Origin of the sequence: Actinokineospora guangxiensis (assembly GCF_042657845.1) — a bacterium.
Lineage (GTDB): Bacteria > Actinomycetota > Actinomycetes > Mycobacteriales > Pseudonocardiaceae > Actinokineospora > Actinokineospora guangxiensis.
Genome location: NZ_JBHSKF010000002.1, coordinates 688,356 through 714,215 on the forward strand (window position 1 = coordinate 688,356; position 25,860 = coordinate 714,215).

24 protein-coding genes and 1 pseudogene are annotated in these 25,860 nt (G+C 72.3%); 13 read left to right on the forward strand and 12 right to left on the reverse strand.

Features of this window, described 5'->3' with window-relative positions; genetic code table 11:
• Positions 1 to 23: 23 nt before the first annotated feature.
• From sbnB to ACFPM7_RS06450, 4 genes are all read left to right on the forward strand, one after another.
• A complete protein-coding gene (gene sbnB / locus ACFPM7_RS06435; RefSeq protein ID WP_378244839.1) occupies positions 24 to 1,055 on the forward strand; it encodes a 2,3-diaminopropionate biosynthesis protein SbnB in 1,032 nt (343 codons plus the stop codon).
• 21 nt (positions 1,056 to 1,076) lie between these two features.
• Positions 1,077 to 2,051: a 2,3-diaminopropionate biosynthesis protein SbnA gene (sbnA, locus tag ACFPM7_RS06440; protein WP_378244841.1), complete on the forward strand. Its 975-nt coding sequence runs from the start codon at positions 1,077 to 1,079 to the stop codon at positions 2,049 to 2,051.
• A gap of 25 nt (positions 2,052 to 2,076) precedes the next feature.
• Positions 2,077 to 2,292 carry an MbtH family protein gene (locus tag ACFPM7_RS06445; protein WP_378244843.1) on the forward strand — a complete coding sequence of 72 codons (216 nt, stop codon included), beginning with the start codon at positions 2,077 to 2,079 and terminating at the stop codon, positions 2,290 to 2,292.
• Between the two features lie 101 nt (positions 2,293 to 2,393).
• Entirely contained in the window at positions 2,394 to 2,846 is a 453-nt protein-coding gene (locus ACFPM7_RS06450; RefSeq protein WP_378244845.1) for a hypothetical protein, read from the forward strand.
• A gap of 61 nt (positions 2,847 to 2,907) precedes the next feature.
• Here ACFPM7_RS06450 and ACFPM7_RS06455 read toward each other — a convergent pair whose 3' ends face one another.
• Positions 2,908 to 3,069: a hypothetical protein gene (locus tag ACFPM7_RS06455; RefSeq protein WP_378244847.1), complete on the reverse strand. Its 162-nt coding sequence runs from the start codon at positions 3,067 to 3,069 to the stop codon at positions 2,908 to 2,910.
• Between the two features lie 627 nt (positions 3,070 to 3,696).
• Between ACFPM7_RS06455 and ACFPM7_RS06460 the strand changes: the two genes are divergently transcribed.
• Both ACFPM7_RS06460 and ACFPM7_RS06465 read left to right on the forward strand, forming a co-directional pair.
• Positions 3,697 to 4,863, forward strand: a complete 1,167-nt coding sequence (locus tag ACFPM7_RS06460) for a S8 family peptidase (RefSeq protein ID WP_378244849.1) — start codon at positions 3,697 to 3,699, stop codon at positions 4,861 to 4,863.
• Positions 4,864 to 4,977: 114 nt separating this feature from the next.
• On the forward strand, positions 4,978 to 5,409 hold the full coding sequence (locus ACFPM7_RS06465) for a hypothetical protein (protein WP_378244851.1): 432 nt from the start codon (positions 4,978 to 4,980) through the stop codon (positions 5,407 to 5,409).
• 237 nt (positions 5,410 to 5,646) lie between these two features.
• Here ACFPM7_RS06465 and ACFPM7_RS06470 read toward each other — a convergent pair whose 3' ends face one another.
• Positions 5,647 to 7,047: a DEAD/DEAH box helicase gene (locus ACFPM7_RS06470; RefSeq protein ID WP_378244853.1), complete on the reverse strand. Its 1,401-nt coding sequence runs from the start codon at positions 7,045 to 7,047 to the stop codon at positions 5,647 to 5,649.
• A 277-nt stretch (positions 7,048 to 7,324) separates the two neighbouring features.
• On the opposite strand from ACFPM7_RS06470, the gene ACFPM7_RS06475 reads away from it, so the two are divergent.
• Positions 7,325 to 7,687, forward strand: coding sequence for an HPF/RaiA family ribosome-associated protein (locus ACFPM7_RS06475; protein ID WP_378244855.1), 363 nt, complete (start codon positions 7,325 to 7,327; stop codon positions 7,685 to 7,687).
• Positions 7,688 to 7,752: 65 nt separating this feature from the next.
• On the opposite strand, the gene ACFPM7_RS06480 is transcribed toward ACFPM7_RS06475, so the two are convergent.
• On the reverse strand, positions 7,753 to 8,226 hold the full coding sequence (locus tag ACFPM7_RS06480) for a hypothetical protein (RefSeq protein ID WP_378244857.1): 474 nt from the start codon (positions 8,224 to 8,226) through the stop codon (positions 7,753 to 7,755).
• A 101-nt stretch (positions 8,227 to 8,327) separates the two neighbouring features.
• On the opposite strand from ACFPM7_RS06480, the gene ACFPM7_RS06485 reads away from it, so the two are divergent.
• The 3 genes from ACFPM7_RS06485 to ACFPM7_RS06495 all read left to right on the forward strand — a co-directional run bounded on the left by ACFPM7_RS06485 (position 8,328) and on the right by ACFPM7_RS06495 (position 10,857).
• Positions 8,328 to 9,011, forward strand: a complete 684-nt coding sequence (locus ACFPM7_RS06485; protein WP_378244859.1) for a response regulator transcription factor — start codon at positions 8,328 to 8,330, stop codon at positions 9,009 to 9,011.
• A 2-nt stretch (positions 9,012 to 9,013) separates the two neighbouring features.
• Positions 9,014 to 10,300, forward strand: a complete 1,287-nt coding sequence (locus tag ACFPM7_RS06490; protein ID WP_378244861.1) for a sensor histidine kinase — start codon at positions 9,014 to 9,016, stop codon at positions 10,298 to 10,300.
• Positions 10,301 to 10,374: 74 nt separating this feature from the next.
• Positions 10,375 to 10,857, forward strand: a complete 483-nt coding sequence (locus tag ACFPM7_RS06495) for a PepSY domain-containing protein (RefSeq protein WP_378244863.1) — start codon at positions 10,375 to 10,377, stop codon at positions 10,855 to 10,857.
• Between the two features lie 54 nt (positions 10,858 to 10,911).
• Here the strand turns inward: ACFPM7_RS06495 and ACFPM7_RS06500 are convergent, their stop codons facing one another.
• Complete coding sequence (locus ACFPM7_RS06500; protein WP_378244865.1) at positions 10,912 to 11,211, reverse strand: hypothetical protein; 300 nt, start codon at positions 11,209 to 11,211, stop codon at positions 10,912 to 10,914.
• 108 nt (positions 11,212 to 11,319) lie between these two features.
• On the opposite strand from ACFPM7_RS06500, the gene ACFPM7_RS06505 reads away from it, so the two are divergent.
• Positions 11,320 to 11,760 carry a hypothetical protein gene (locus tag ACFPM7_RS06505; protein ID WP_378244867.1) on the forward strand — a complete coding sequence of 147 codons (441 nt, stop codon included), beginning with the start codon at positions 11,320 to 11,322 and terminating at the stop codon, positions 11,758 to 11,760.
• 301 nt (positions 11,761 to 12,061) lie between these two features.
• Positions 12,062 to 12,748 (forward strand): annotated as a pseudogene (arsM, locus tag ACFPM7_RS06510) (arsenite methyltransferase); the annotation flags it as partial.
• A 6-nt stretch (positions 12,749 to 12,754) separates the two neighbouring features.
• On the opposite strand, the gene ACFPM7_RS06515 reads toward arsM, so the two are convergent.
• Both ACFPM7_RS06515 and ACFPM7_RS06520 read right to left on the reverse strand, forming a co-directional pair.
• Positions 12,755 to 13,786, reverse strand: coding sequence for a D-cysteine desulfhydrase family protein (locus ACFPM7_RS06515; RefSeq protein WP_465251834.1), 1,032 nt, complete (start codon positions 13,784 to 13,786; stop codon positions 12,755 to 12,757).
• Between the two features lie 58 nt (positions 13,787 to 13,844).
• Complete coding sequence (locus ACFPM7_RS06520; RefSeq protein WP_378244869.1) at positions 13,845 to 14,435, reverse strand: D-Ala-D-Ala carboxypeptidase family metallohydrolase; 591 nt, start codon at positions 14,433 to 14,435, stop codon at positions 13,845 to 13,847.
• A gap of 1,003 nt (positions 14,436 to 15,438) precedes the next feature.
• Here ACFPM7_RS06520 and ACFPM7_RS06525 point away from each other — a divergent pair.
• Positions 15,439 to 17,040: a glycoside hydrolase family 64 protein gene (locus ACFPM7_RS06525; protein WP_378244871.1), complete on the forward strand. Its 1,602-nt coding sequence runs from the start codon at positions 15,439 to 15,441 to the stop codon at positions 17,038 to 17,040.
• A 160-nt stretch (positions 17,041 to 17,200) separates the two neighbouring features.
• On the opposite strand, the gene ACFPM7_RS06530 is transcribed toward ACFPM7_RS06525, so the two are convergent.
• From ACFPM7_RS06530 to asnB, 6 genes are all read right to left on the reverse strand, one after another.
• Positions 17,201 to 19,036: an FAD/NAD(P)-binding protein gene (locus ACFPM7_RS06530; protein ID WP_378244873.1), complete on the reverse strand. Its 1,836-nt coding sequence runs from the start codon at positions 19,034 to 19,036 to the stop codon at positions 17,201 to 17,203.
• A 174-nt stretch (positions 19,037 to 19,210) separates the two neighbouring features.
• Positions 19,211 to 20,620, reverse strand: a complete 1,410-nt coding sequence (locus tag ACFPM7_RS06535; RefSeq protein WP_378244875.1) for a lyase family protein — start codon at positions 20,618 to 20,620, stop codon at positions 19,211 to 19,213.
• Complete coding sequence (locus ACFPM7_RS06540) at positions 20,620 to 22,554, reverse strand: anthranilate synthase family protein (RefSeq protein WP_378244877.1); 1,935 nt, start codon at positions 22,552 to 22,554, stop codon at positions 20,620 to 20,622. The genes ACFPM7_RS06535 and ACFPM7_RS06540 overlap by 1 nt, the downstream gene beginning before the upstream one ends.
• The gene (locus ACFPM7_RS06545; protein WP_378244879.1) at positions 22,551 to 23,192 is read right to left on the reverse strand and encodes an isochorismatase family protein; all 642 of its coding nucleotides are present in this window, start codon (positions 23,190 to 23,192) and stop codon (positions 22,551 to 22,553) included. The genes ACFPM7_RS06540 and ACFPM7_RS06545 overlap by 4 nt, the downstream gene beginning before the upstream one ends.
• A gap of 38 nt (positions 23,193 to 23,230) precedes the next feature.
• Positions 23,231 to 24,001 (reverse strand): 2,3-dihydro-2,3-dihydroxybenzoate dehydrogenase, encoded by a 771-nt coding sequence (locus ACFPM7_RS06550; RefSeq protein WP_378244881.1) that lies wholly within the window; start codon positions 23,999 to 24,001, stop codon positions 23,231 to 23,233.
• Between the two features lie 20 nt (positions 24,002 to 24,021).
• A complete protein-coding gene (asnB, locus tag ACFPM7_RS06555) occupies positions 24,022 to 25,860 on the reverse strand; it encodes an asparagine synthase (glutamine-hydrolyzing) (protein WP_378244883.1) in 1,839 nt (612 codons plus the stop codon).

Below are 25,860 nucleotides of genomic sequence, written 5' to 3' on the forward strand. Positions count from 1 at the left end.
CCCATCGACCAACGGAGTCCACAATGCACGGTCCTACCGAGCCGATGCCGTTCGCGGTGATCCCGGGGGCCCAGGTCCAGCGGGTGCTCGACGGCAGGCACCGCGAAGTCGTCGACCTGGTCGAGTCCGCCTACCGCACCCACGGGGCCGGGGACACGGTCAACCCGCCCTCCTACTTCCTGCGCTTCCCCGACCGGCCATCGGCGCGGATCATCGCGCTGCCCGCCTCGATCGGCGGCGACGTCGGCGCCGACGGGATCAAGTGGATCTCCAGCTTCCCGGAGAACACCGCGACGGGCATCCCCAGGGCCTCGGCCGTGCTCGTGCTCAACGACCAGCGCACCGGCTACCCGTTCGCGTGCCTGGAGAGCTCGGTCATCAGCGCCACCCGGACCGCGGCCTCGGCCGCGCTCGCCGCCGACCGGCTGAGCGCCAAACGCGCCCGGCCGAGGTCGGTGGCCTACATCGGGACCGGCCTCATCGCCCGCTACGTCGCCGACTACCTGGCCAACACCGGGTGGGAGTTCGAGAGCACCGCCGTGCACGACCTCTCCGCCGACAACGCCCGCGCCTTCCGGGACATGCTCGGCGGCGGCCCGGGGGTGACCGTGCACGCCTGCGCCGAGACGGCCATCCGCGAGTCCGACCTGGTCGTCTTCGCCACCGTCGCCCCCGAGCCGCACGTGCACGACCCGTCCTGGTTCGACCACAACCCCGTGGTGCTCAACGTGTCGCTGCGCGACGTGTCGACCGAGGTGGTGCTGGCCTCCTGCAACATCGTCGACGACGTCGAGCACTGCCTCAAGGCCAACACCTCGGTGCACCTTGCCGAGCAGGCCACCGGCGGCCGGGACTTCCTCGACGGCACGCTGTACGAGGTCATCACCGGCGACGTCGAGGTCCCCGAGGACCGGCCGGTGCTGTTCTCCCCGTTCGGGCTCGGTGTGCTGGACCTCGCGGTGGGCAAGTACGTCCACGACCGCGTCCGCGCCGCGGGCGAGCTGACCGTCATCCCCGACTTCTTCTCCGACCTCGACAGGTACGGCCGTGGCTGACCGTGCGGGAAGGGGCGCGTCATGCCGGTGATCTCCGCGCCGTACGAGTTCAACTACGGCGACCTCTATGTCGACCTGCGCTCGGCCATGGGCGTCCCGCTGCTGCTCAAGTGCGAGGGGCTGAACCTGGCCGGGTCCATCAAACTCAAGGCCGCGGTCCGGATGGTCACCGCCGCCGAGCGCGCGGGCAGGCTCGGCCCCGACTCGACGCTGGTGGAGTCCTCGTCGGGCAACCTCGGCATCGCCCTGGCGATCGTGGCGGCCAGCAAGGGCTACCGCTTCCTCTGCGTCACCGACACCCGGGCCAACCTGGCCGCCCGCCGCATGATCGAGTCCGTCGGCGGCCAGGTCCACACGATCACCACCCCGGACGCCGAGGGCGGCTTCCTCGCCGCGCGCATCAACCACGTCCGCGAGCTGTGCGCCCAGGACCCCCGCAACGTGTGGCTCAACCAGTACACCAACGAGCACAACTGGAAAGCCCACTACCAGGACACCGCCCCCGCCATCGGCGAGCGCTTCCCCGACCTGGACGTGCTCTTCGTCGGCGCGGGCACCACCGGCACCCTGATGGGCTGCGCCCGGTGGTTCCGCGACCACCGCCCCGCGGTCCGCGTGGTCGCCGTCGACACCGTCGGCTCGGTCACCTTCGGCGCCGCCCCCGGCCCGCGGATGATCCCCGGCCTCGGCACCAGCGTCCGCCCGGCCATCCTGGACGAGTCACTGGTCACCGACGTCGTCCACGTCCCCGAGGCCGACGCCGTCCGGGTGTGCCTGCGGCTGGCCGAGCGCGGCTTCCTGTTCGGCGGCTCCACCGGCACCGTCATCAGCGGAGCCGCCCGCTGGCTCGCGCTGCACCCCGCCGACCGCGAGCTCAGCGCCGTCGCCATCGCCCCCGACCTGGGGGAGCGCTACCTGGACTCCATCTACCAGCCCACCTGGGTCGAGGACATCTACGGCATCCCCGCCCACCCCCAGGCCGTCCTGGCCGAATGAGCACCCCACCGGAGAGGAACCCGTGATGACCAACCCGTTCGAGAACGCCGACGGCGCCTACTTCGTCCTGGTCAACGACGAGGGGCAGCACTCGCTCTGGCCCGCCTTCGCCACCGTGCCCGCGGGCTGGACCATCGCCCATGGCGAGGACACCAGGGACGCCTGCCTCGCCTACGTCGAGGAGAACTGGACCGACATGCGCCCGGCCAGCCTCATCGCCGCGATGGCCGCCGACGGCTGACCCCGCCCCGGGCTGGGCCGCTCCCGGCCCACCCCGGGTCGGGAGCGCCGAGTTGCGGGGTTCTCCGCACGGCGGCTCAGTGGACATGTGAGAGTGTCGCCATGCGAACCACCTCATTCGTCCTGGGCGCGCTGTGCCTGGTGATGTCGGCCGTCTGGTTCGGCCTCGGCCTCCTGGACCTGTTGGAGAGCGGCAGCGGCCCGTCCACATCGACCCCCGAGACGACCGGCCTCCGGTTGAACTCCGCAGGCGCCGCCGCGATCGATCTGAGCGCGTTCACCTTCAGCACGACGATGACGATGGCGCAGGTCTCGGCGATCGCCGGCGTGGCGTGGATGCTCGCCGCCTCGCTGTTCAAGCCCGCACAGCCGGCACAGCCCGCTCAGACCGCCGCGCCGGACGCGCGGCACTGGCAGCAGCCGCAGAGCCCGGCCCAGCACCAGCCGCACAATCCGGCCCAGCCGCACAACCCGGCCCAGCAGCCGCCCCAGGCCCAGTCCGCGCCCCAGCCGCACTGGCAGCAGCAGTCCCCGCCCCCCGAGCAGCGGAGCTGACCACCCGGAGGCACCCGACGCCCACCGACCCGGAGCCCGGCAGACCGGCCCGGCTCCGGGCCTACGGCGCGGTCATCGGCGCGCCGACGGCCGGGTTCCTGTTGTTGACCAAGAACTCCGTCGCGGGCAGGCGGCCGTCCGCCGCGCGCGGTCCCTCGGCCGTTCCGCGGAAGCGGCCGACGTGCTTGGCAGGGAACCCGACCTGCGTGGGGTCGTGCAGCATGCGAATAGAGGTTTCAGAGTTCAGCCGCTATCGCCTTGAACGAGTTGAACGGCACCGGCACTTCCACCTGTCGCGCTTGACACGGAGAGGATCTCCTCAAGGAGATCACCAGAGTGCGTGGAGTGCTGGGCCAGGGGTGTCGCCGACCTTGGTGACACCGGCATCTCCGTCCCGTTGGCGCTGGCAGCCTTCTGCCTGGCACGTCGGGCGTTCCGGGACCCCGCGTCCAAGAGGCTGCCGCTGACCCGAGGTGGGCGGCGCTGGTATCGCCCGACTGCCCGCCAAGGTGTTGTTCCCACGGGTAGGCCGCGTGTCCGCTGAGGGCCGGTGTCGGCCGGGCGGAACCCTCCGTTGTCGGTGGCGCCGAACAGAGCACGGCGGCCAGACGGAGGCAGTCACCGTCGCCGTCGTCCGGCAGGGCTGTACGTGGTCCACAAGAGAGCAACCGCCCTTGCCAGTTGTCTGTTTTGTCGACCGACCGTGACGGCCGCGCTGCCGTTCGGATGGATCTGTTGACCATGGGGTAATGGCTGGTCAAGCTGCTGATGAGGTCCTGACCCACGCGCCTGTTCGCCCCGTCGACCCTGCGCCGGGGCGCGCGGGGTCGGGGCGGTGAGGAGACGAACCGTGCGCACTGTGCTGAAAGGGTTGGCGGTCGCCGTGGCGGCCGTGTCGGTGTCGGGTGGGGTGTCGGCGGTGGCCGACACCGGGGTCCCGGTGACGATGGGCGTGGAGACGGCGACCGTGAAGCCGATCGAGGGCAGCTACATCGTCACGCTGGACCGCAAGGCCAGCGGGGTGTCGGTGGCGAGCACGCTGGGCGTGACACCCGCGGGCGTGTACGACGCGGCGTTGAGCGGGTTCTCTGCCAAGCTCACGCCGCGCCAGCTGCGGGCCCTGCGCTCCGACCCCGCCGTCGTCGCCATCGAGCAGGACGTCCTGGTGACCGACGCGCTCGATGCCACCCAGCTCAACCCGCCCGCCTGGGGGATCGACCGGATCGACCAGCGGAACCTGCCGCTGTCCAACAGCTACACCTACAACTCGACCGGCGCGGGCGTGCACGCCTACATCATCGACACCGGAATCACCCCGAGCCACCCGGACTACGGCGGTCGCGCCACCTTCGACTACAACGGCATCGACTCCAACAACACCGACTGCCAGGGCCACGGCACACACGTCGCGGGCACGATCGGCTCGGCGACCTACGGCGTGGCCAAGGCGGTGCGGCTGCACGGCGTGAAGATGATGAACTGCTCCGGCAGCGCCACGACCACCGCCGTCCTCAACGCCATCAACTGGGTCACCGCCAACGCCCAGCGCCCCGCGGTGGCCAACACCTCGTGGAACTTCACCGCGTCGACGAGCGTGGAGACCGCGATCCGCAACATGATCTCCTCCGGCGTCTTCCTGGCGACCTCGGGCGGCAACACCGGCGGCAACTCCTGCGACCGCCTGCCCCGCAAGGTGGAGACCGCCTCGGTGGTGGCCTCCTCGGAGCGCAACGACGCCCGCTCCTCCTTCTCCAGCACCGGTTCCTGCATCGACATCTACGCTCCCGGCGGCTCCATCCGCTCGACGCTGCGCACCGGCGGCGACGGCCTGATGAGCGGCACCTCCATGGCCGCCCCGCACGTGGCGGGCGTGGCCGCGCTCTACAAGTCCCGCTACGGCGACGTCTCCTCGGCGACGGTCCACAACTGGCTGAACTCCAACGCCACCCCGAACGTGATCTCCGGCGGCGGCACCGGCAGCACCCCCAACCGCCTGCTGTTCACGGCAGGCCTGTAACCCCGACGACCCCGGCCCGCGGCCTCCCGCGGGCCGGGGTCGCCCCAGGCGTGCCCCGTGGCCGCGGGTGGGAAATCGCTCGTGCGGGCGGCGCTCCGGGACGAGGATGGGGGCATGGGTATCGAGTTCGTTCGGCTGCCTGAGGTCGACTCGGCTGACGTCATCGAGCACGGTCGCGGACCGTGGGCATCCGTCGCCGACGGCGGTCTCATGGGCCGGGGCGGCCCTCAGCCCGAGGACGGGGACATCGACATCGCGCTGTTACTCAGGCGGCGGGCGTGGGGGTGGGGGCAGTTGATCCACCGCGAGATGCTCCACCGCGTGTTTGGCGCGATAGCGCCCGAGTCCGTGACAGCTCTGCTTCCGACCACTCGGCGAAGCGCCCACGCTCTGCTGCGGTTGGGGTATGCCCCCGACGGTGCGGCGGAGATCGGTGGGCATCCCCGCCGGTACCGGCTCCGGCCGCCCAAGAAGCTGTCGTCGCTCAAGAGGGGGTGCCGCGCGACGGGACGGGTTGTGGGAGTGCCGCGCGTCGGCAACCGGTAGGGACCGCGGCCTGAGAGCGTCGGCGTCATGTCTGCCTCGACACCGACGTGGTCGCCTTGCACCGACACGGCCTAGGCCGTGTTTCCGATGTGGGGCACGCGATAGCCGCGCCAGTTCGCCCGCACGCGGCACGGGCGGACACGCCCGGATACAACTCCGGTATCCGCGGCGGCCCGCCCGCACCGCGTGCGGGCGAACTGATCACGACTCTCCCGCACCCCACATCGGAAACACGGCCTAGCGGCGGGGACGCCTGCTCGTGCGGGCTCCTGCGGAGAACACGGCGATTCCGCCCGATCTCGGGGTGGCGGTGGCCTCGGTGTCCGTCGTCGCCGGTCGACCCCGCCTGCGGGGGTTCTTGGCGGGCTGCGGTTTCGCCTCGGCCCGCCTGCCGGACCGGGCGGGCGGTGGCTGCTTCGCGCTCGGTGCGGTGAAGCTGCGCTCGCCGGGCGCGAGTTGGCTGAGCAGCGGGTGGCCGGGGCGCAGGCGGGTGACGGTGGCGGTGATGCCCGCCTTGCGGGTGAGGTCGCGGACGTCGCTGACCTGCGTGTCGGTCATCAGGGTGACGACGGTGCCGGACGCTCCCGCGCGCGCGGTGCGCCCGGAGCGGTGCAGGTACGCCTTGTGCTCGGTGGGCGGGTCGGCGTGGATCACCAGCGTGACGTCGTCGACGTGGATGCCGCGGGCGGCGATGTCGGTGGCGACCAGGGTGGCCGCGCTGCCCTCGGCGAAGGCGAGCAGGTTGCGCGCGCGGGCGGACTGGCCGAGGTTGCCGTGCAGTTCGACGGCGGGCACCCCCTCGGCGATGAGCTGGCGGGTCAGCCTGGTCGCACCGCGCTTGGTGCGGGTGAACACCAGGGTCCGCCCCGGGGCCGCGGTCAGGTCGACCAGCACCGGCAGCCGGGCCGCGGGCTGCACGTGCAGCACGTGGTGGGACATCGTGGCGACCGGCGAGGACGCGGAGTCGACGCTGTGGGTCACCGGGTCGCGCAGGAAGCGGCGGACCAGCACGTCGACGCCCGCGTCGAGGGTGGCCGAGAAGAGCAGGCGCTGGGCGTCGGCGGGGGTCTGGTTCAGCAGCCGGGTGACCTGCGGCAGGAAGCCGAGGTCGGCCATGTGGTCGGCCTCGTCCAGCACGGTGATCTCCACGGCGTCGAGCCGGGCGTGCCCGGAGGCGACGTGATCGGCCAGTCTGCCGGGGCAGGCGACGAGCACGTCGACCCCGGCGCGCAGGCCCGCGATCTGCGGGCCGGGTCGCACACCGCCGTAGACGGTGATGGCGCGCAGGGACAACGCCTCGGCCAGCGGGGCGATGGACGCCGCGATCTGGTCGGCCAGCTCTCGGGTCGGGGCCAGGATCACCGCCCTCGGCCTGCCGGGACGCCGCTTGCCGGTGCCGGCGGCGAGCCTGGCGAGCACGGGCAGTGCGAACGCGTAGGTCTTGCCCGACCCGGTCCGGCCGCGGCCGAGCACGTCGCGGCCCGCCAGCGAGTCGGGCAGGGTCGCGGTCTGGATGGGGAACGGGGTGCTGATGCCCTGCGCGGCCAGCGCTGACACCAGGTCGGCGGGCACACCCAGCTGGGCGAAGGTCGGACCGTCCGCGGACGGGGAGGGGTGATGAGGGCGGCGGGCCGCCATAGGTAGCTCCGAAACGTCGATGGGTCGTCCTGCCCGGCGCAGATCCACCTGGATCGCGGCGCGTGGTGGTCGACAAGAGAGGTGGTCCGAGGCAGAACTGGGCGGACCACTGAGATCAGTCTACACAGCCCCGCGGGCGAGGGCACCGGCCGCTCGGTCACACCGAGCCCGCCGGGTAGTCCTGTAAAGACGCTGTGACCGCGGACTCGCGTGAACAGGCACGGTGCCCGGCGCTCGCGTACTGTGACGTGATCAACATGCCGTAGTTGGTTGGAGGGTGCACGTGCAGATCCAGGTCAACACCGACCACAACATCCATGGTGGCGAGAAGCTGGCTGCTTACGTGAAGGCAGAACTGACCAGCAGCCTGTCGCGGTTCGAGCAGTGGTTGACCCGCGTGGAGGTGCACCTCAGCGTGGACGCGGCCGGACGAGCCGAGGACAAGCGCTGTGTGATCGAGGCGCGCCCCGCGGGCGCCCAGCCGGTCGCGGTCACCCACCACGCGGGCTCGGTGGACGAGGCGTACAGCGGAGCCGCGCAGAAGATGGAGAAGGTGTTGGACACCAAGTACTCCCGCGCGCACGACCACAAGGGCGGCGACACCATCCGCCACATGCAGCCCGCCATCGACTCGGACTGATCACCAGGGCCGTCGCCCGCCCGATCAGCCGCGCGTCGCCATGGTGTCGGGCGGGCGCACCGGCCCTAGTCGTCCGTGCGAATCTCCGGGATGGGGACGCCGTCGGCGCAGCGCAGGCGGATCTCGACGTCCTGGTCGTCGGCTTCCTGGTCGTCCGCGGTGAAGGTGACCGAGGGGCCATCGTCGTCATCGGAGTCCTGGGATTCCACGCGGTAGCCCTGGGCTGGGGTCGCCGAGAGGATGTCGACCTGGCCGCTGGTGGTGCAGAGGGAGATCACGGTCCCCCCGGGCGTGTCGGTCTGGAGCTGGCGCGGGGTCGGGGGCTCCGACGTGCTGGGCATGGCGGTCGCGTCGGTGGTCGGGGGGAGGGCGGAGCGGCCTGCGAGGAGGGCGTCGACCTCCGACGCGCTGAGCGGCGCCCGGCCGTCGCCCAGGAAGTCGGTGCCGATCGCGTCGACCGCGGTGATGCCGACCAGCACGCCCGCCCCCGCGGCGGCGCACCACAGCAGGACGCCCGTCGTCACATGTCCGGTCTTCACCGTCGAAGTATGCGGCGGGAATGGTTAAGGCGCTCCTAACGCCACCCCATCCCTACACCATCGACGGCGCGCGCGAGCCGCCCGCCGGTTACGGTGCAGCCATGGCGCAGGTGCTCGTGGTCGAGGACGACGTGACGATCCGGTCCTCGCTCATCCGGGGTCTCACCGAGCGGGGACACGCGGTGGACTCGGCCCCGACGGCGATGGCCGGGCTGAAGCAGGCGGTGGCGGGCAAGCCGGACGTCGTGGTGCTGGACCTAGGGCTTCCCGACCTCGACGGCGTGGACATGCTGCGGATGCTGCGCGGCGTGTCGGCGGTGCCCGTGGTGGTGGCGACGGCCCGCGACGACGAGGCGGAGATCGTCACCGTGCTCGACGCCGGGGCCGACGACTACGTCGTCAAGCCCTTCGGCGTCGCCCAGCTCGACGCCCGCATCCGGGCGGTGCTGCGGCGCGGCGCCGAGGACGCCCAGAGCCAGGCCGTCGTGGTCGGCGGGCTGTCGGTGGACCCGCGTTCGCGCCGGGTGGTGCTCGACGGGCGCGCGGTGGAGCTGACGCCGCGCGAGTTCGACCTGCTGCACTACCTCGCGGCCCGCGCCGGTCAGGTGGTCGGCAAGCGGGAGCTGCTCACCGAGGTCTGGCAGCTGCCCTACGGCGGCGCGGACAAGACGGTCGACGTGCACCTGTCGTGGTTGCGCCGCAAGCTCGGCGAGACCGCGCAGGAGCCCCGCTACCTGTGGGCGGTGCGCGGGGTCGGCGTCCGGCTCGCCGCGCCGGGGTTCTGAGCGTGCGCAGGCGGGTGCTGCTGCTCGTGGGCGCGACTACGGCCCTCGTGCTGGTGGCGTTCCTGGTCCCCTTGGCGCTGCTGGTGAAGGACGTCGCCGCCGACCGGGCCGTGCAGCGCGCGACCGTGGAGGCCCAGCAGCTCACGTCGCTGGTCGCCGTGGCCGACCGCGCGGCGCTGGAGGCGTCGGTGCGCCAGGTCGACGCGCGCTCGGCGGACGCGGTGTCGGTCTTCGTGGACGGGGCGGTGCTCGGCGCGCCGGCGGACCGGACGCCGCTCGTGCGCCTCGCCGAAGGCGGCGCCAGCACCTCCGGCGTGGTCGACGGCGGCCGCCAGGTCGTGTTCGCCGTCGCTCGGCCCGGCCGCGCCGCGGCGGTGATCAGCACGTTCGTCTCCGACGCCCGGTTGGCCGCCGGGGTCTGGCGCGCGTGGCTGTTGCTGGGCGCGCTCGGCGTGGCGCTGCTGGTGGTGAGCCTGCTGGTCGCCGACCGCCTCGCGCGGGCCTTCGTGCGCTCCACAGTGGACCTGGCGGCGGTGTCGCACCGGTTGGGGCGCGGTGATCTGGCGGCCCGGGCGGACACGTCCGCGCCGGGTGAGCTGGGTGTGGTGGCGACCGCGCTGAACGGGCTCGCCGGACGGATCGCGGAGACGCTGCGTGAGGAACGGGAGACCATCGCGGACCTCTCGCACCGGGTGCGCACACCGCTGACCTCGCTGCGGATGGACGCCGAGGCGATCGCCGACCCCGACACCGCCCGGCGCATCGGCACGGGCGTGGAAGCGGTGAACCGGGCCGTCACCGAGGTGATCCAGCAGGCCCGCAGGCGCAACACCGCCCCCGGCGTGCCGGTCACCGACGCCGCCGGGGTGGTGGCCGGGAGAGTCGCCTTCTGGGCGGTGCTCGCCGAGGACACCGACCGCGAGCTGACAGTCGACGTCCCGACCGACCCGCTCCCGGTGGTGCTCGCGGCGGCGGACCTGGAAGCCGTCATCGACGCCCTGCTGGGCAACGTGTTCGCCCACACCCCGCACGGCACGGCTCTGCGAGTCGAGCTGCGCCCCGCGCCGGGCGGGGGCGCGCGGCTCGTGGTGGACGACGCGGGCCCCGGCTTGCCCGCCGCGCGGCACCCGGGCGCGCTGCGGCGCGGCGTCAGCGGGTCCGGGTCCAGCGGGTTGGGGCTGGACATCGCCCGCGCGTCCGCCGAGCGCTCCGGCGGCGGGGTCCGACTGGAGAGGTCCCCGGCGGGAGGGCTGCGCGTGGTGGTCGATCTGGGCTTAGGGCGGCCTTAACCGCCGGGCAGCGCGGCCATAGGCCGGTCGGCGGCATCGTGGTCCCCATGAGGAACCACCGGAAAGGACCGGCGATGACCAGGAAAGCAATCGTGGCCGCGCTCGCACTCGGCGCCTTCACGATCTCGGCGGGCACCGCCATCGCGCTGACGTCCACCACCACCCCCGCGACCACCACCCCCCCGACCACCACCCCCCCGACCACCACCCCCCCGACCACCACCCCCCCGAACGGCTCCCCGTCGAGCACCTCCACCCGCCCCGCGAACACCCCCGCACAGGGCGAGGTGACCCAGGAGGAGGCGACCCGCATCGCCCTGGACCGCGTTCCCGGCACTGTCCGAGAGGTCGAGCGCGAGATCGAACACGGCAAGCCGGAGTGGGAGGTCGAGGTAGTCGCCCCCAACGGCACCCACCACGACATCCACATCGACGCCCGCAGCGCCACCATCACCCGCGTCGAGGCCGACGACACCAGCCAAGACTCCGACGACGATCACGATTCCGACGACGATCACGACTCCGACCGCGACTCCGACGACCGCGACTCCGACTAGGACCACGACGACCGGCAGTGCGGCCGGGCGTCCGAGGCGCCACCCAGCCGACTGTCAACAGCCAGCCGAGATGACGCTGTCCGGCCGCCCGGTCTCTCCGTCCAAGCCAATCTCAACCACCTGCCCGGACACAGAGACCCACAACCCGTCCGGCCCACCCCGCTCGACCCCACTGAATGAACTGGTGTCCGGGTTGATGCAGCCCAGATCCCATTCCCGCGTCGCGAGGCCGGTCCCCGAGACCAGACGCAACTCCCAGGTCGGGTCAATGATGGTGGAACCGCCGTAAACCACCACCACCACCCGATCGCCGCGCGGGTAACGGTCGACGACGTCCGCCCAGACAAACAACACCGAGCAAAGCCCAAGACGCACCAGCCAGCCAAGCGGCCACCCGCCCACCCAACCCTGTCCGCCCCGTCCGTCCTCACCCACACCCGCCCGACCCGCTACGTTGACCGAGTGCCCCTCCTAGACGACGTAGCCGAACGCGACGGCTGGCGCTGCTGGATCTGCGACGCCCCGGTAGACCCCGACATGTCGGTCAACGACCCCCGGGGCCCCAGCATCGACAGCCGCACCGCCGACCGCAAAGCCAAGATCGCCGAGCGCCTGGCCCACCGCGGCTGCAACACCCGCAAGGGTGCCGTCAAGGTCGTCATCCCCTGGCCCGACCACCTCCACGTCTCCGACCCCGCCCCGCTGATCACCGTCGCCACCCGCCTGGAGCGCAAGGGCGGCCGAGAGATGATCGCCCGCTGCCCAACCAGGCAGGACGCCGAGGAAACCGCCACCTGGCTCGAAGACCGCTTCTCCCGCCTCACCCCCGACCTCCCGGTGACCACCACCATCGAACCCGGCGGCGGCCAGTTCCTCGTCATCCTCGCCACCACCCGCCGCTGACGTGCTCGCGAAGCCGCGTCCTTCTCCCGACGGTGGACGGCTCGCAGGATCAGCCCAGTAGACGCCAGTGGTCGGTGGAGGCGACCACCCGTGCCGCGGCGAGTCCGCTGGCCTTGAGGATTGCCTCACGCCGGCGATCCGGCGGTCAGCGCGCCCATGCGGCACCCCGGGAGGAACCCATGTCCGACGAGGCCACCCGCCTGCGTGAGACCGTGCGGGAGCGCTACGCCGCCGCCGCGGTCAAAGTCACCGCAGGCGGCACCGCTGCTGCGGCCCGCAACCGGTCGAAGTCGACGCCAACTTCGGCTCCACCCTCTACACCGGCGAGGAGCGCGACACCCTGCCCGTCGACGCCGTCGCCGCGTCCCTGGACTGCGGCAATCCCACCGCCGTCGCCGACCTCCACACCGGCGACCGGGTGCTCGACCTGGGCTCCGGCGGCGGCATCGACGTGCTGCTCTCCGCCCGCCGGGTCGGCCCCACCGGCAAGGCCTACGGACTGGACATGACCGAGGAGATGCTCGCCCTCGCCCTGTCCAACGCCGCCAAGGCCCACGCCACCAACGTCGAGTTCCTCAAAGGCACGATCGAGGCCATCCCCCTGCCCGCCGCCACCATCGACGTCGTCATCTCCAACTGCGTCATCAACCTCTCCACCGACAAACCCGCCGTCTTCGCCGAGACCTTCCGCGTCCTGCGCCCCGGCGGCCTCCTCGGCGTCTCCGACGTCGTCGCCGACGACACCCTCACCCCTGCCCAGCGCGCCGAGCGCGGCGATCACGTCGGTTGCATCGCCGGAGCCCTCTCCTTCACCGAGTACCACGACGGGCTCGCGGCGGCCGGATTCACCGACATCACCATCACCCCCACCCACCACGTCGCCGACGGCATGCACTCAGCCATCATCCGCGCCACCAAACCCCACGCCACACACAACATCACGACCCCGAACGTGGACAACACGGCCTCCGCCTGCTGCTCCAGCTAGCGGGGATCAGACCGCGGTCTCCTCGACCAGCTCGGGTGCGTAGCCGAACAGGCCGGGCAGCCCGCCGGTGTGCAGGAACACCACGGTCTCGGTGTCGGCGATCTCGCCGGAGCGGACGGCGTCGACGAGGGCGGCGGCGGCCTTGCCGGTGTAGACCGGATCCAGGGTGATGCCCTCCGTCCGGCCGAAGAGGCGCACGGCGTCCCACACCTGTGGGGTGGGAATGCCGTAGCCGGGCCCGACCGCGCGATCGGTCACCCGGACGTGGGGGAGCGGCGGCGTGGGGACGCCCAGCAGCTCCGCCGCCTCACCCACCAGCCGGGCGATCTCGCCCGTCAGGTGCGACCGCGACCCGGACACGGAGACCGCGTCCACGGTGACCGGCCAGTCCAGCAGCGCGACCCCGAGCGCGAGACCCGCCGCCGTGCCCGCGCTGCCGGACGCGCAGACGATCCGGTCCACCTCGGACAGCTGCGCTTTCAGCTCGGCGGTCGCGGCGACGTAGCCAAGCGCACCGACCGCGGTGGACCCGCCGACCGGCAGCGTGACCGCCGACCTGCCTTCCGCTGCCGCCCGCTCACTGATCCGCGTGTAGACGGCCGCCGTCTCGGCGTCGTCCTCGCAGAAGTGGACGTGCGCCCCGTACAGCACGTCGAGGGCGACGTTGCCCGAGCGCTCGTAGGCCTCGCCCTCGCGCGGCGCGACAAGCCCGCCGGAGCCTGCCGCCGCGGTCACCCGCCTGGTGAGCACCAACTCGCAGCGCAGCCCCAACCGCGCGCACGCCGCAGCCGTCTGCCTGCCGTGGTTGGTCTGCAGACCGCCGAAGGTGATCACCGTGTCGGCCCCGTCGGCGAGCGCGGCGCCGAGGAGGAACTCCAGCTTCCGCAGCTTGTTCCCGCCGACCCCCAGGCCGTTGACGTCGTCCCGCTTGGCCAGAATCCGCGGCCCACCGAGCACGTCGGACAGGCGCGCGCAGTCCTCCAGTGGCGTGGGCCAGACGCCCAGGGCGGTGCGGGGGAATCGGGAAAGGTCCACCACGTGCGCCTCCTCGCGGACGTCTTCTCGTGGTGGACCCTACCGCCCGGCTGTCTCGCGCTCAGATGTCCCAGAAGTAGGCCGTGCTGCCGTAGCTGTACTCGGCGCGGCTGTCGACGTGGGTGAAGGAGGCGTAGCGGATGATGCCGGAGAAGCCGGAGGTCTGCGCGTAGGAGATGGTCTGGCTGACCGAGCGTCCGCTGAGGACGATGTCGGCGGCGATGCCGTACATGTGCTGGCTGTTGGAGGCGCCGCCGACGTTGGTGTTGTGGTTGATGCTGCGGAAGCCGCTGTTGATCGTGATGGCGACGTTTCCGGCCTTCTTGCGGACGGCTTCGAGTTTGTACATCAGCCTGCGGATGTTCTCCTTCACGGTGGCGGCGCTGACTTTGCCGCCGTTGAAGCCCGCGCCGTCCTTGGAGTGGAACTCGCTGAAGGTGAAGTGGCGGGTGGAGCCGTCGGCGTCTTCGAGCGCGTTGAGCGCGGCGTGGGTGGCCGGGCCCGCTATGCCGTCGGCGGCGAGGCCGTAGGCGCGTTGGAAGCGGATGACGGCGGCGCGCGTGCCGGGTCCGAAGTTGCCGTCGACGGCGACGTGGGTGCGTGTGGGGGAGTCGGCGGCCCAGCCCGCGACGCGGATCTGCAGCTCGCGCACGTCGGCTCCGGTCGAGCCCTGCTGCAAGGTCCGTGTCCAGCTGTACGCGTGAGCCGCAGGTGCCGCCGTCACCTGGACCAGTGTCGCCATGAACAACGCCGCCACGAGAAGCGCCAGCGCCCGGGAGATCCTGCCCCTCATGTGCGTCCTTCCTGTCGCATTCGTCCTTGTCGCGCAGCATACGAACCGAACGCGCCCCGGCCGCGGCGGCGATCACGGGACGTCACCGGGACGACAGCCCAAACAGGGACACGAAGGCCTTTCGGCCGCCGAGCACCCGACGGGACACGGAGCGGAGGCTGACCCCAGGTGATCGACTCACGCGATCACGGGACAGTCTGGGTGATAATCACAGCGTTCAGGCGACACTTCTGACGTCGGGCCGCGGCCAGCCGCTTCGGTGCCGGTCCCGCCGCCCGGAGCCGGTCCCACTGCGCTTGGCCCAGAGTGAGCACCCGGACGTCGCCGACAGCCGCCGAGGCCAGACAGTGGGCCGAGGCTGTACTGGTTGAGCAGCCCGGTCTCGTCGTCATGGCCCACCACCCGGTGCGGCGCGCGGAGGTCATCCGGCAAACGCGTGCCCGACCGGCCTCCTTCGGCCAGATCCGGGATCGGTGGGCGCACCCGTTGGCACGGCTGACCTCGGCGTTCCCGTCCGGATGGAAGGCGGCCTCCATCGCGAGGGGCCTGACCTCACCCGGCTCCCGAGGCGCGGCGTCGAGGTCGGCGAGAATCCGGCTCCGCGACGGCGGCAGCAGCGGGTGGTAGGTCCACGTCGCCGACGCGTCCGACGCCGGGCTGTGGAACCACGCCGCGCTCCCTGCCAGGCCGTAGCCCGTGCGGCGGTCCTCCCCTCAGCTGCTCGATCAGCGAGTGGGTCCACTCCTCCACCCCGCGCGACTCCGACTTTCCACCCCGGCACCCGGTGGGAAAGTGATGCCCTTGACATTGGTCCAGTCCATACGTGACCGTGGAAGCGCTACCACGAGCGAGAGAAGGAATCATGGGCGCACGATCCAGATGGTGGGGCGCGCTCAGCGCCGTCCTGGTCGCCGCCGCGACCGCCGCGGTCCCGGCTGTGGTTCCCGCCGAGGCCATCGGCCCCAACCTCCTACCGCTCACCGTCACCAACAACAGTGGCCGGTCCGAAGCGGTCTACCTCTACGTCCTCGGGACCGACATCCGGCCCGGCGGCGGCCTGGGCTACGTCAACCGGGCGGGTGCGTTCACCCGCTGGCCGGCAGGCGCCAACCCGCCGGTGCCCGCCCCCGACGTCTCCATCACCGCGCCCGGCAACGGCGGCAGCATCACCCTGCAGGTCCCGCGCTTCATCTCCGGCCGCGTGTACATGTCCTTCGGTGAGAAGCTGAAGTTCTTCCTGACCCCCGACGGCCTTGTCCAACCCGCCCCCTGGTCACCGGGCGACCCGAACCGCAACATCCTCTTCGACTGGAGCGAGTTCACCTACAACGACGCGGGCCTCTGGCTCAACAGCTCCCAGGTCGACCAGTTCGCCGTCCCGCACGCGGTCAGCGTGACCGGCGCGAACGGCCAGACCAAGCGCACCGGCGACCTGGTCGACAACGGCCGCGAGACCGTGATCGCGGGCATCCGCAACCAGCCCGGCTGGGCCAACACCATCCTCACCAGGTCCGACGGCACCGTGCTGCGGGTGCTGGCCCCCGGCAAGGCCGCCGACGCGGGCCTGTTCAGCCCCACCTACCTCGACCCGTACATCACCCAGGCGTGGAACGCCTACACGGGCAAGAACCTCACCGTCGTGCCGTTCACCGACCAGCCCGGCATCCGCTACACCGGCCGCACCTCCGGCACCACCATGCACTTCACCGACTCCGCGGGCCGCCGCGTCGCGTCCTTCGCCAAGCCCTCCACCTCGAACGTCTGGGGCTGCGACGGCGCCCTGCACGCCCCCAACGACACCGTGGTCGGCCCGATCGCCCGCACCCTGTGCGCCGCCCTGCACCGCTCCACCCTCGGCACGATCGACACCCAGCCCAGCGGCGGGCCCGGCGACTTCTACCGCGGCACCCTGACCAACCACTACTCGCGCCTCATCCACCAGAACATGGTCGACGGCAAGGCCTACGGCTTCGCCTTCGACGACGTCCTGGCCCAGGAATCCCTGGTCCACGACGGCGACCCCCGCGCGGCGGCCATCATCCTGACCCCGTTCGGCTCCGGCGGCTCCGGCCCACAGCCCGGCGGCAGCGCCATCGCCAGCAACTGGCACAACAAGTGCATCGACGTCCCGAACTGGAACTTCGCCGACGGCCAACGCCTCATCGTGTGGAACTGCACCGGCGGCACGAACCAGAAGTGGCAGTTCACCAACGGCACCCTGCGCACCGAGAACAACAAGTGCATGGACGTCGCCTGGGGCTCCGTCGCCGACGGCGCCGCCGTGCAGATCGCCACCTGCAGCGGCAACCCGGCCCAGCAGTTCGTCCTCACCGCCGCGGGCGACCTGGTCAACCCACAGGCCAACAAGTGCGTCGACATCGCCGAGTGGAACCCGAACAACGACGCCGTCCTCCAGATGTGGACGTGCGCGGGCACTGCCAACCAGAAGTGGCGCCGCATCTGACACCCCGCATCCGGTGGCCCCGCGGCTCGCGGGGCCACCGGATGATTGCCGCGCCAGACTGGCACCGTCCGTGCGCCCCCATGGATGTGTGAGGATCTCTCCTGCTGCCGCAACGCCGATATGTTTCGGCGGGCCAGCCGAGCCGGGGCGGGCGTCCTGCTCACCCCAGCCCGAGCGCGGCCCGGGCGATGGCGTCGGCGTCCTCCAGGGTGACCGAGCCGACGCCGGGGCGGATGCCCGCGGCCGTGGCCCAGTGCACCGATTCCGTGGGCACCCCGTAGGCGAAGCGCCTCGGGTGTGCTCGGCCCGCTGCGTCGAGGAGGCGGTACGGGCGCTCGGTGACGTCCAGGCCGCCGGACTCGTAGGGCTGCAACGGGTCTGGGACGCTGTGGGGTCTGCATTGGGCGGTGGCGAGTAGGTAGCGCAGCAGGGGGCTTGTCGTTCTGCGGAGGTCGATGTCGCTGATGCGCGCCTCCACCAGGGTGGTGACCGGTACCGCCGAGCCGTGTACGCCGGTCGCGCCGATCAGGAATCGGGCCGGGTTCTCGACGGTGGTGGCGGTCGTGCCCGGGCCCATGATCTGCAGGACGCCCGCCTCGATGAGCGCCAGCATCTCCTCCACCCGGGACGCGGGCGGGCCGATGGACAGGTGGGCGTTGAACGGGTTGTACCAGCGGACCAGGTCGTCGCGGTAGGACGCGCCGCGCACGCCGCCGTGGTCCACCACTTGGCGGATCTCGTTGCGTAGGTCGCGGAGCACGTCGAGGGCGGCCTTGAGCGGGTCGTCCACGTTGCCTGCGCGCGCGTGGTGGACATCTGCCCGGAGGTGCTCGACCAGCCAGGCCGTGAACTCCTCCGGTGTGGCGAAGGCCCGGTCCGCGCACGGGTTCTCCAGCCGCTCCCACGACCACAGGTCGGCGGGGTCGACTTGGGCGTCGCGCAGGGCCGCGGGGGCGTCGCGCAGGTAGCGCTCAAGGAAGATGGCCGCGGCGTCCTCGCCGGAGCGGCGGCGGACGAGCGCGTGGTAGTAGGTGCTCTCCACCTCGTCTTGGACCAGTGGCCAGATCTCGCGGCGGAAGTCGACGGCCGATCCGCGGCGGAGCCGGGCGATTCGCTCGGGGTCGAGCCGTCGTGGCAGGTGCCTGCCCGCGGCGCCCTTCTGGTTCTCTCCCCGGGCGTGGTGCGGGATGCCGCGCCTGCACCCGGCGTACAGGCGCGGCTCCTCGCCGGAGGGGAGATAGCGCAGCCCGGACTCCGCCGGCACGAACTTCCCGCCGCGGCCCTCGGTCAGCAGGCTCATGTAGTCGAAGAACACCAGGCCCAGCCCGCGCAGCCCGACCGCCTCGCCCGGTGTGACGGCGTCGAGCCGGGCGTCGGCGGGATTGCCCGGTGGGTGGTAGCCCAGACCCGACCGGGCGGCGAAGTCCGCGAACGCGATCTCCTCCGCGCTCGACGCGGTCTCGGTGTGGCCGAGGGCCAGCACGACGGCGTCGAGCCCGCCGATCTCGGTGCCGTCGGCCAGGGTCAGCACTTGGCCGCCCGGCCCGTCACGCAGGGCGGTGGCCTCCTGGCGGTGCTCGATGAACCGGACCTCGTCCTCGGCGCGCAGCTGTGCGTAGACCCAGGACATGTAGTGGCCGCAGACGGCTCGGCCGGGGTAGTCGTCGGGGCCGAGGAGGCGCGCGTCGGCGACTCCGGCGATACCCGCCGATTCCGGGCCTTGCAGCCAGTCGTGCAGGCTGGGACCGGGGACGACCGGGCCCGCGCACGGGACGCTGTCGTCGGTGTACTGGCTGACCTGCGAGGTGATCGTGTTCATCAGCAGCTCGGGGGGCTGGTCGGTGCGCCAGACGCGTCCGGGTCCCGGCGGATAGGGGTCGACGACGTGGATGTCGACGCGGAGACCGGCGGAGCGGTTGGCGCACAACCGTTCCAGCACGGCCAGCCCGCGTGGGCCCGCGCCGACGACGGCGATGGTCTTGCCCGGCTCGGGCACTGTGGTCCTCCTGGGGCCGTCGACAGGGGTCACTTCGTGGGTATGCGCGCGCCTGGCCAGCGCCCGGCGACGTCGTTGTCGGAAGGGCGCTGGCCGCCGAGCCGCGTCACGAGGTCGGCACGGCAGGCGTGCCGACCGGTTCGGGGGCTCCGGACGATCGGCGTGGGTGGTCGATCAGGGCGCAGAGCGGTGGCGCCGCGCCGTGGAGAGCGCGCCGTCCACGAGGTCGCGCGCGGCGCCCAGGTAGTCCTCGGGCGTGAACAGGGCGTCCACGTCGATGTCGACCCCCTCCTGGCGCAGAGCACTGGCGAGCGCGCCTCGGACGTCCTCGGGCGCCTGCCCCAGCGCGGTGGTGACGAGGCGTTTCGCCCGGCTCCGGCCCAGGTGCGCGACGAGGTGCGCGACGACCCGCTCGGTGGTGAGCGCGTCGCCGGTCGCCGCCGCGTTCGCCGCCATCCGCTCCGCGTCGACCACCAGCCCCGCCACCAGTTCCGCCGCGGTGTGCGCCGCTCCGGCGGTCAGGCGGAGGCAGTCGCGCAGCGCGGACCACTCGGCGTGCCAGGCGCCCGCGGGACGCTCGTCCTCGGCCACCACGGCCTGGGAGATCACGAGTGCGAACACCGGGACTTGGCGGGCAGCGGTGGCGATGAGTGTGCTCAGCACCGGGTTGCGCTTCTGCGGCATCGCCGACGACGCGCCCCGGCCGTCGGCGGCGGGCTCGCTGACCTCGGCGATCTCGGTGCGGCTGAGGACGAGCACGTCGGCGGCCAGCTTGCCCAGCGCCCCCGAGGCGAACGTCAGCGCGGCGGCGACGTCGGCCAGCGGTGTCCGCCCGGTGTGCCAGGGCAGTGCGGGGGCACGCAGGCCGAGTTCGCCCGCCATGAGTTCGACGAGCCGCAGTTCCGGGCGGGCCCCGCGCTCCGGGCCGTCGGTCGCGGCCAGGTGCTCGCGGTACCCGGCGAGGGTGCCGACCGCCCCGCCGAGCTGCACGGGCAGGCCGGCCGACGCGTCGCCGATCCGGTCGGCGGCGGCGCGGACGAGGTCGAGCCAGGTGGCGGCCTTGAGCCCGAAGGTGGTCGGCAGGGCGTGCTGGGTCAGCGTGCGGGCGACGGCGAGGGTGTCGCGGTGCCGCTCCACGTGACCGGCCAGCGCCTCCGCCACGCGCAGCAGGTCGGCGTGCAGCAGGGCCAGGGCGTCCGCGGTGACCAGCATCGCGGCGGTGTCGAGGATGTCCTGGCTGGTGCACCCCGCGTGCACGTGGTCGGCGGCGGCCGGGTCGCGGCGGGCCACCGCCGCGGTCAGGTCCGCGACGAAGGCGACGACCGGATTGGCCGACTCCCGCGACCGGCGGGCGATCGAGACGACGTCCAGGTCGTCGGCGGCGGCGCGGATGGCCGGCGCCGTCCCGGGCGGGACGGCGCCGAGCGCGGCCTGGGCGGTGGCCAGGGCGGCTTCGGACCGCACCATGGCGGCCAGCCAGGCGCGGTCGTCGGTGACCGCCGCCACCGGGGTGCCCGCCCACACCGGGGCGAGCAGGCCGCTGTCGGGACTCGCGGCTTCCGGTTCGCGGGTGGTCGGGCTCATCACGGGATCCCCCGGTGTTCGGACGCGGTCAGCGCGGGCCACCCCGCCATGTCCAGCCGGGCGGGCGTGCCTGCCAGCAGGCCACTGAGCAGGCCGGACAGGATCGAGACGCCGTTGACGGTGAGGATGGACTCGGCGTGGAACTGCAGCGAGGCGAACTCCCGGGCGCGCAGGGCGTGGACCTCGCCGGAGGCCGGGTCGCGGGCCACCGTCACGGTCTCGCCCCGGTGGATGATCGTGTCGGTGTCGCAGTGCGCGGCGAAGGTGTTGTAGAAGCCGACCCGCTCGGTGGCGCCGAAGAGGGCGACATCGCGCTGCACCCCCTGGTTCGGGACCGCCCGCCTGCGCAGTTCCAGGCCGAGGTGGGCGGCCAGGACCTGGTGGCTCAGGCACACCGCCAGGAACGGCTTGCGCTGTGCCAGCAGAGTCGCGGCGGCGGCGCGCAGGCCGACCACCCTCGGCCCGTCCGAGCGGGGGTCGCCGGGGCCAGGGCCGAGCACCACCAGATCGAACGGGTCGAAGGTGCGCGGTTCTCCCACCCGGCGCACGCTCACCTCAAGGCCGAGGGACCGCAGCTGGTGGGCGATCATGGCGGTGAAGGCGTCCTCGGCGTCCAGCACCAGGACCCGGCGGCCAGCCAGGTCCTGCTCGCCCGCCTCCGCCGGGCCGGACACCCAGAACCGGGCCAGCGAGGTGTTGCGGTCGGCCAGCGCCGCCCGCACCGCCGGGTGCTCGGCCAGCGCGGGCCCGCGCGGCCGCGCCGGGGCGGCCGAGGCGTCGGTGTCGAAGACGGCCAGCAGACCCGCCGCCTTCGCCGTGGTCTCCTGCACCTCGGCGGCCGGGTCGGAGTGCCGGACCAGGGTCGCGCCGACGCTGATGGCCAGCCTGCCGGTCGGATCGATGTCGGCGGCCCGGATGACGATGGCCGAGTCCATGGTCTCGTGCCCGTCCTCGTCGGTGCCGATCAGCGCCACCACGCCGCCGTAGTACCCGCGCCCGCACGACTCGTGCCGGGCGATCACCCGGCAGGCGTTCTCCAGCGGGCTGCCGGTCACCGTGGGCGCGAACATGCTCTCCCGCAGGATCTCCAGCGCGCCCCGGCAGGCCCGGCCCTCGATCAGGTACTCGGTGTGGGCGAGCCGGGCCATCTCCTTGAGGAACGGTCCCACCACCCGGCCGCCGCCCGCGCACAGCCGCGCCATCATCTTCAGTTCCTCGTCGAGCACCATGTACAGCTCGTCGGTCTCCTTGCGGTCGGCGAGGAAGTCGAGCACGCCGGGCAGGGTCGGTCCGGTCGGCGGGTAGCGGTAGGTGCCGCTGATGGGGTTCATCACCGCCACCCCGTCGCGCAGGCTGACATGGCGCTCCGGGGTGGCGCCGACCAGGACGCGGTCCCCGGTGTGCACCAGGAACGTCCAGTAGGCGCCCTGTTCGCGGCGCAGCAGCCTGCCGAACACCGTCAACGCGAGGTGCGGGCCGTAATCGGTGATGTCGGCCAGATAGGTGCGCTTCACCACGAAGTTCGCGCCCTCGCCGGTGCCGATCTCCTCGGAGATCACCCTGCGCACGATCTCCCGGTACCCGGCGTCGTCGGTGTCGAAGCGCCCACCGCTCAACCGGACGGGCACGTCGGGCAGCGCCGCCGCCAGCTCGGCCAGCGGCACCCGCTGCTGCGCGGTGACGCTCAGCGCGAGCAGGGGAGTGCCGTCGTCTATCGCGTCGTAGCCGAGTTCGGTGATCTGCCGGTGCGGGACCATCAGCAGCGTCCGGTGCCCGGCGCGGTGGGACCGGCTGACGGGCGCCGCGGCCACGCTGTCCGGTGTGGACATCTCACCGACGATCAGGTCCACGCCGTCGGCGCCCGCGGACTCGGGTCGGTGCAGCAAGGCGAACGGCGGCGGGTTCGCGCCGAGCACCTGGTCGAGCAGGGTCACAGGGACGCGTCCAATCCGGCCAGCAGCCCCTTGGTCGTGTCCACCACGGCGCACCGCTCGGCGGCGTAGGTCATCGCGAGCCGGTGGTAGGCCAGGCTGAAGTCGGCGACCGCGTCCGCGGCCAGGAAGGTCTCGATGTCGTGGCTGAACGAGTCGACCGCGGTCATCAGGATGCCGACGTGCGCGTACACGCCGCACACCACGAGCTGGTCGCGCCCGGCGGCGCGCATCCGGGCCAGCAGGTCGGAGTGGATGAAGGCGCTATAGCGCCACTTGGTGAGCAGCCACGAGTCCTCGTCCGGCGCGACCTCGTCGACGATCTCCCGGTCCACCGGGTCGACCCGCATGCCGGGGCCCCAGAAGTCCTTGAGCAGACCGCGCTGCTCATCGCTCATGCCGCCGGGCTGCGCGGTGTAGGCGATGGGCATACCCACCTCCCGGCACCGCCGGTGCAGCGTGGCGCAGTTGCCGATCAGCTCGGCGCGCAGCGACTCGGGTAACGGCCGCAGGAAGAAGCGCTGCATGTCGTGTACCAGCAGCACCGCACGGCTCGGGTCGATGGACCACTGCGCGGTGCTCACGGGGAGGTCGCCCGCAGAGGGCAGCGGATACGCCTGGATCGCGGGGATGCCCGGCATGGCAGGTCCTTTCGGTTACGTGGTGGGACGTGGCTCGTTCACACACCGAGGGTGGCGCCGCCGTCGACAGTCAGTTCGTGCATGGTGATGTGCCCGGCTCGGTCGGACAGCAGGAAGGACACCGCGGCCGCGACGTCGGCGGGCAGGCCGATCTTGCCGAGCGGGATGCCGTTCTTGAAGGTCTCCAGGCTGCCCGCGACGGTGGCCGCGGCCCCGGTGTCGTCCCGCCACATCGACCGCAGCATGGCGGTGTCGGTCGAGCCGGGGGCGACCACGTTGCAGCGGATGCCGAACCGGGCGACCTCCAGGCCGAGGCACTTGGTGTACATGGCGGTGGCCGCCTTGGACGCGGCGTAGGCGGCCATCGACACCCGCGGCGTGCCCGCGGCGTTGGAGGCCACGGTCACCACCGCGCCCCGGCCGCGCGGAACCATCCGGTTGACCACCGCCCGGCACAGGTGCAGCACGCCGGTGGTGTTGACCGCGAAGGTGTCCGCCCAGTCCTGGTCGCTGACCGCGCGCGCCTCGGCCAGCCGCAGCACCCCGGCGGCGTTGACCAGGAACTCCACCGGCCCGAGCGCGTCCTCGACCGCGTCCACGACGGACTCGACCTCGGCCGCGTCGGTCACGTCCACCGGGAACGCCACCACCCGCAGGCCCTCGGCGGTCAGCTTCTCGACCGTCTCGGCCAGCAGCGCCGCGTCACGGTCCAGCGCGGCGACCACCGCGCCGGACTCGGCCACCTCCCTGGCGACCGCCGCGCCGATCCCGCCCGCGGCTCCGGTGACCACGCCGACCTTGCCGTCCATCGTGCTCCCTCACTCGAAGATCAGTCCAGGATCAGTTCGGGGCGGTACAGCTCGAACCAGGCGTCGAAGTCCAGAACCCGGTCCAGGTTGGTGCGCCGCGTCGGCGCCATCGCCCGCGGGTCGAGTTGCACGGTCTCCTCCAGCCAGGAGCGCTCCACCAGCGCGAACACCGGCCGGTCCGGCGCGATCAGCAGCTCCTTGGCCTGCTGCTGGAGCGTCGCGGCGTACCGGACGTCCTGAGTGGAGGGATACGGGCTCTTGGTCCGCTCCAGCACCGAGCGCGGCAGCACGTGCCCGGTCGCGGCCCGCAGCAGCGACTTCTCCCTGCCGTCGAAGGACTTCATCGCCCACGGCGTGTTGTACACGTACTCCACCAGCCGGTGGTCGCAGAACGGCACCCTGACTTCCAGGCCCACCGACATCGACGCGCGGTCCTTGCGGTCGAGCATCAGCCGGACGAACCGCTGCAGGTGCAGGTAGGACATGACCCGCATGGTGCGTTCCAGCTCACTGTCGCCGTCGCGGTGCTCGATCTCGCCGACCGCGCTCGTGTACTGGTCGGCGATGTAGCCGTCGATGTCCAGCGCCGCCGCCAGGCCCGCGGGCAGGTGGTCGGGCTTGGTGTTGAGCGGGCTCGGCGCGGCCACCCACGGGAAGGTGCGGGCGTTGCGCACGGCGTCGGTGTGGAAGGAGCGGTAGCCGCCGAACACCTCGTCGGCCGACTCGCCGGAGAGGGCGACCGTCGACTCGGTCCGGACCGCCTTGAACAGCAGGTGCAGCGAGACGTCCATGTCCGAGAGCCCGACCGGGATGTCCCGGGCGGTGAGCATCCTGCGGCGCACGTCCGGGTCGGTCAGGTCGGCGGCGTCGAGCACGATGTCGCGGTGCGCCGAGCCGACGTGCGCGGCGACGTCGCGGATGTAGGGGGAGTCCGGGGTGTCGCGCATGACGTCCGGGCGGAAGTTCTCCTCCTGCCCGGCGAAGTCCACCGCGAACGTCCGCACCCGCTCGCCCTGCTCGGCCAGGCGCTTGGCGGCCAGCCCGGTGAGCACGCTGGAGTCCAGCCCGCCGGAGAGCAGCACGCAGCGCGGCACGTCGGCGACGAGCTGGCGGCCCACGATGTCGTCCATCAGCTCGCCGACCGTGGCCACCGTGGTGTCCAGGTCGTCGGTGTGCTCGGCGGTCCGCAGCGCCCAGTAGACGTCGGTGCGGATGCCGTTGCGCGACACCGTGACCACCGCGCCCGGCGGCACCTCGTGCATGCCGCGCCAGAGCGCCCAGCCGGGGGTCTTGACCCAGCCGAACAGGCCGCGCAGCCCGTCCAGGTCGACCGCGCGACCTGCCAGCGGGTTGGCCAGGATCGCCTTGGGCTCGGACCCGAACAGCACGCCGTCGGGAGTGGGGTGGTAGTACAGCGGCTTGATGCCCATGCGGTCGCGGACCAGCAGCAGGCTCTCCGAGCGGGAGTCCCACACGGCGAAGGCGTACATGCCGTTGAGGTGCTCGGCGACGGCCGCGCCCCACTCCAGGTAGCCGTGCAGCACCACCTCGGTGTCGCTGTCGGTGCGGAACACGTGCCCGCGCGCTCGCAGTTCGGCGCGCAGCTCGGCGAAGTTGTACGCCTCGCCGCTGTAGGTCAGCGCGACCTCGTAGTCCGGCGTGCTGAACTCCATCGGCTGGGTGCCACCGGGCAGGTCGATCACGGCGAGCCTGCGGTGTCCGAGCGCGACGGCGCGGCGGACCCACGCTCCGTCGGCGTCCGGGCCGCGGCAGGCCATGGTGTCGGTCATCGCGGTGACGGCGCCCGGCTCGGCTCTCAGGTCACCGCGGTAGCTCACCCAGCCGGTGATGCCGCACAC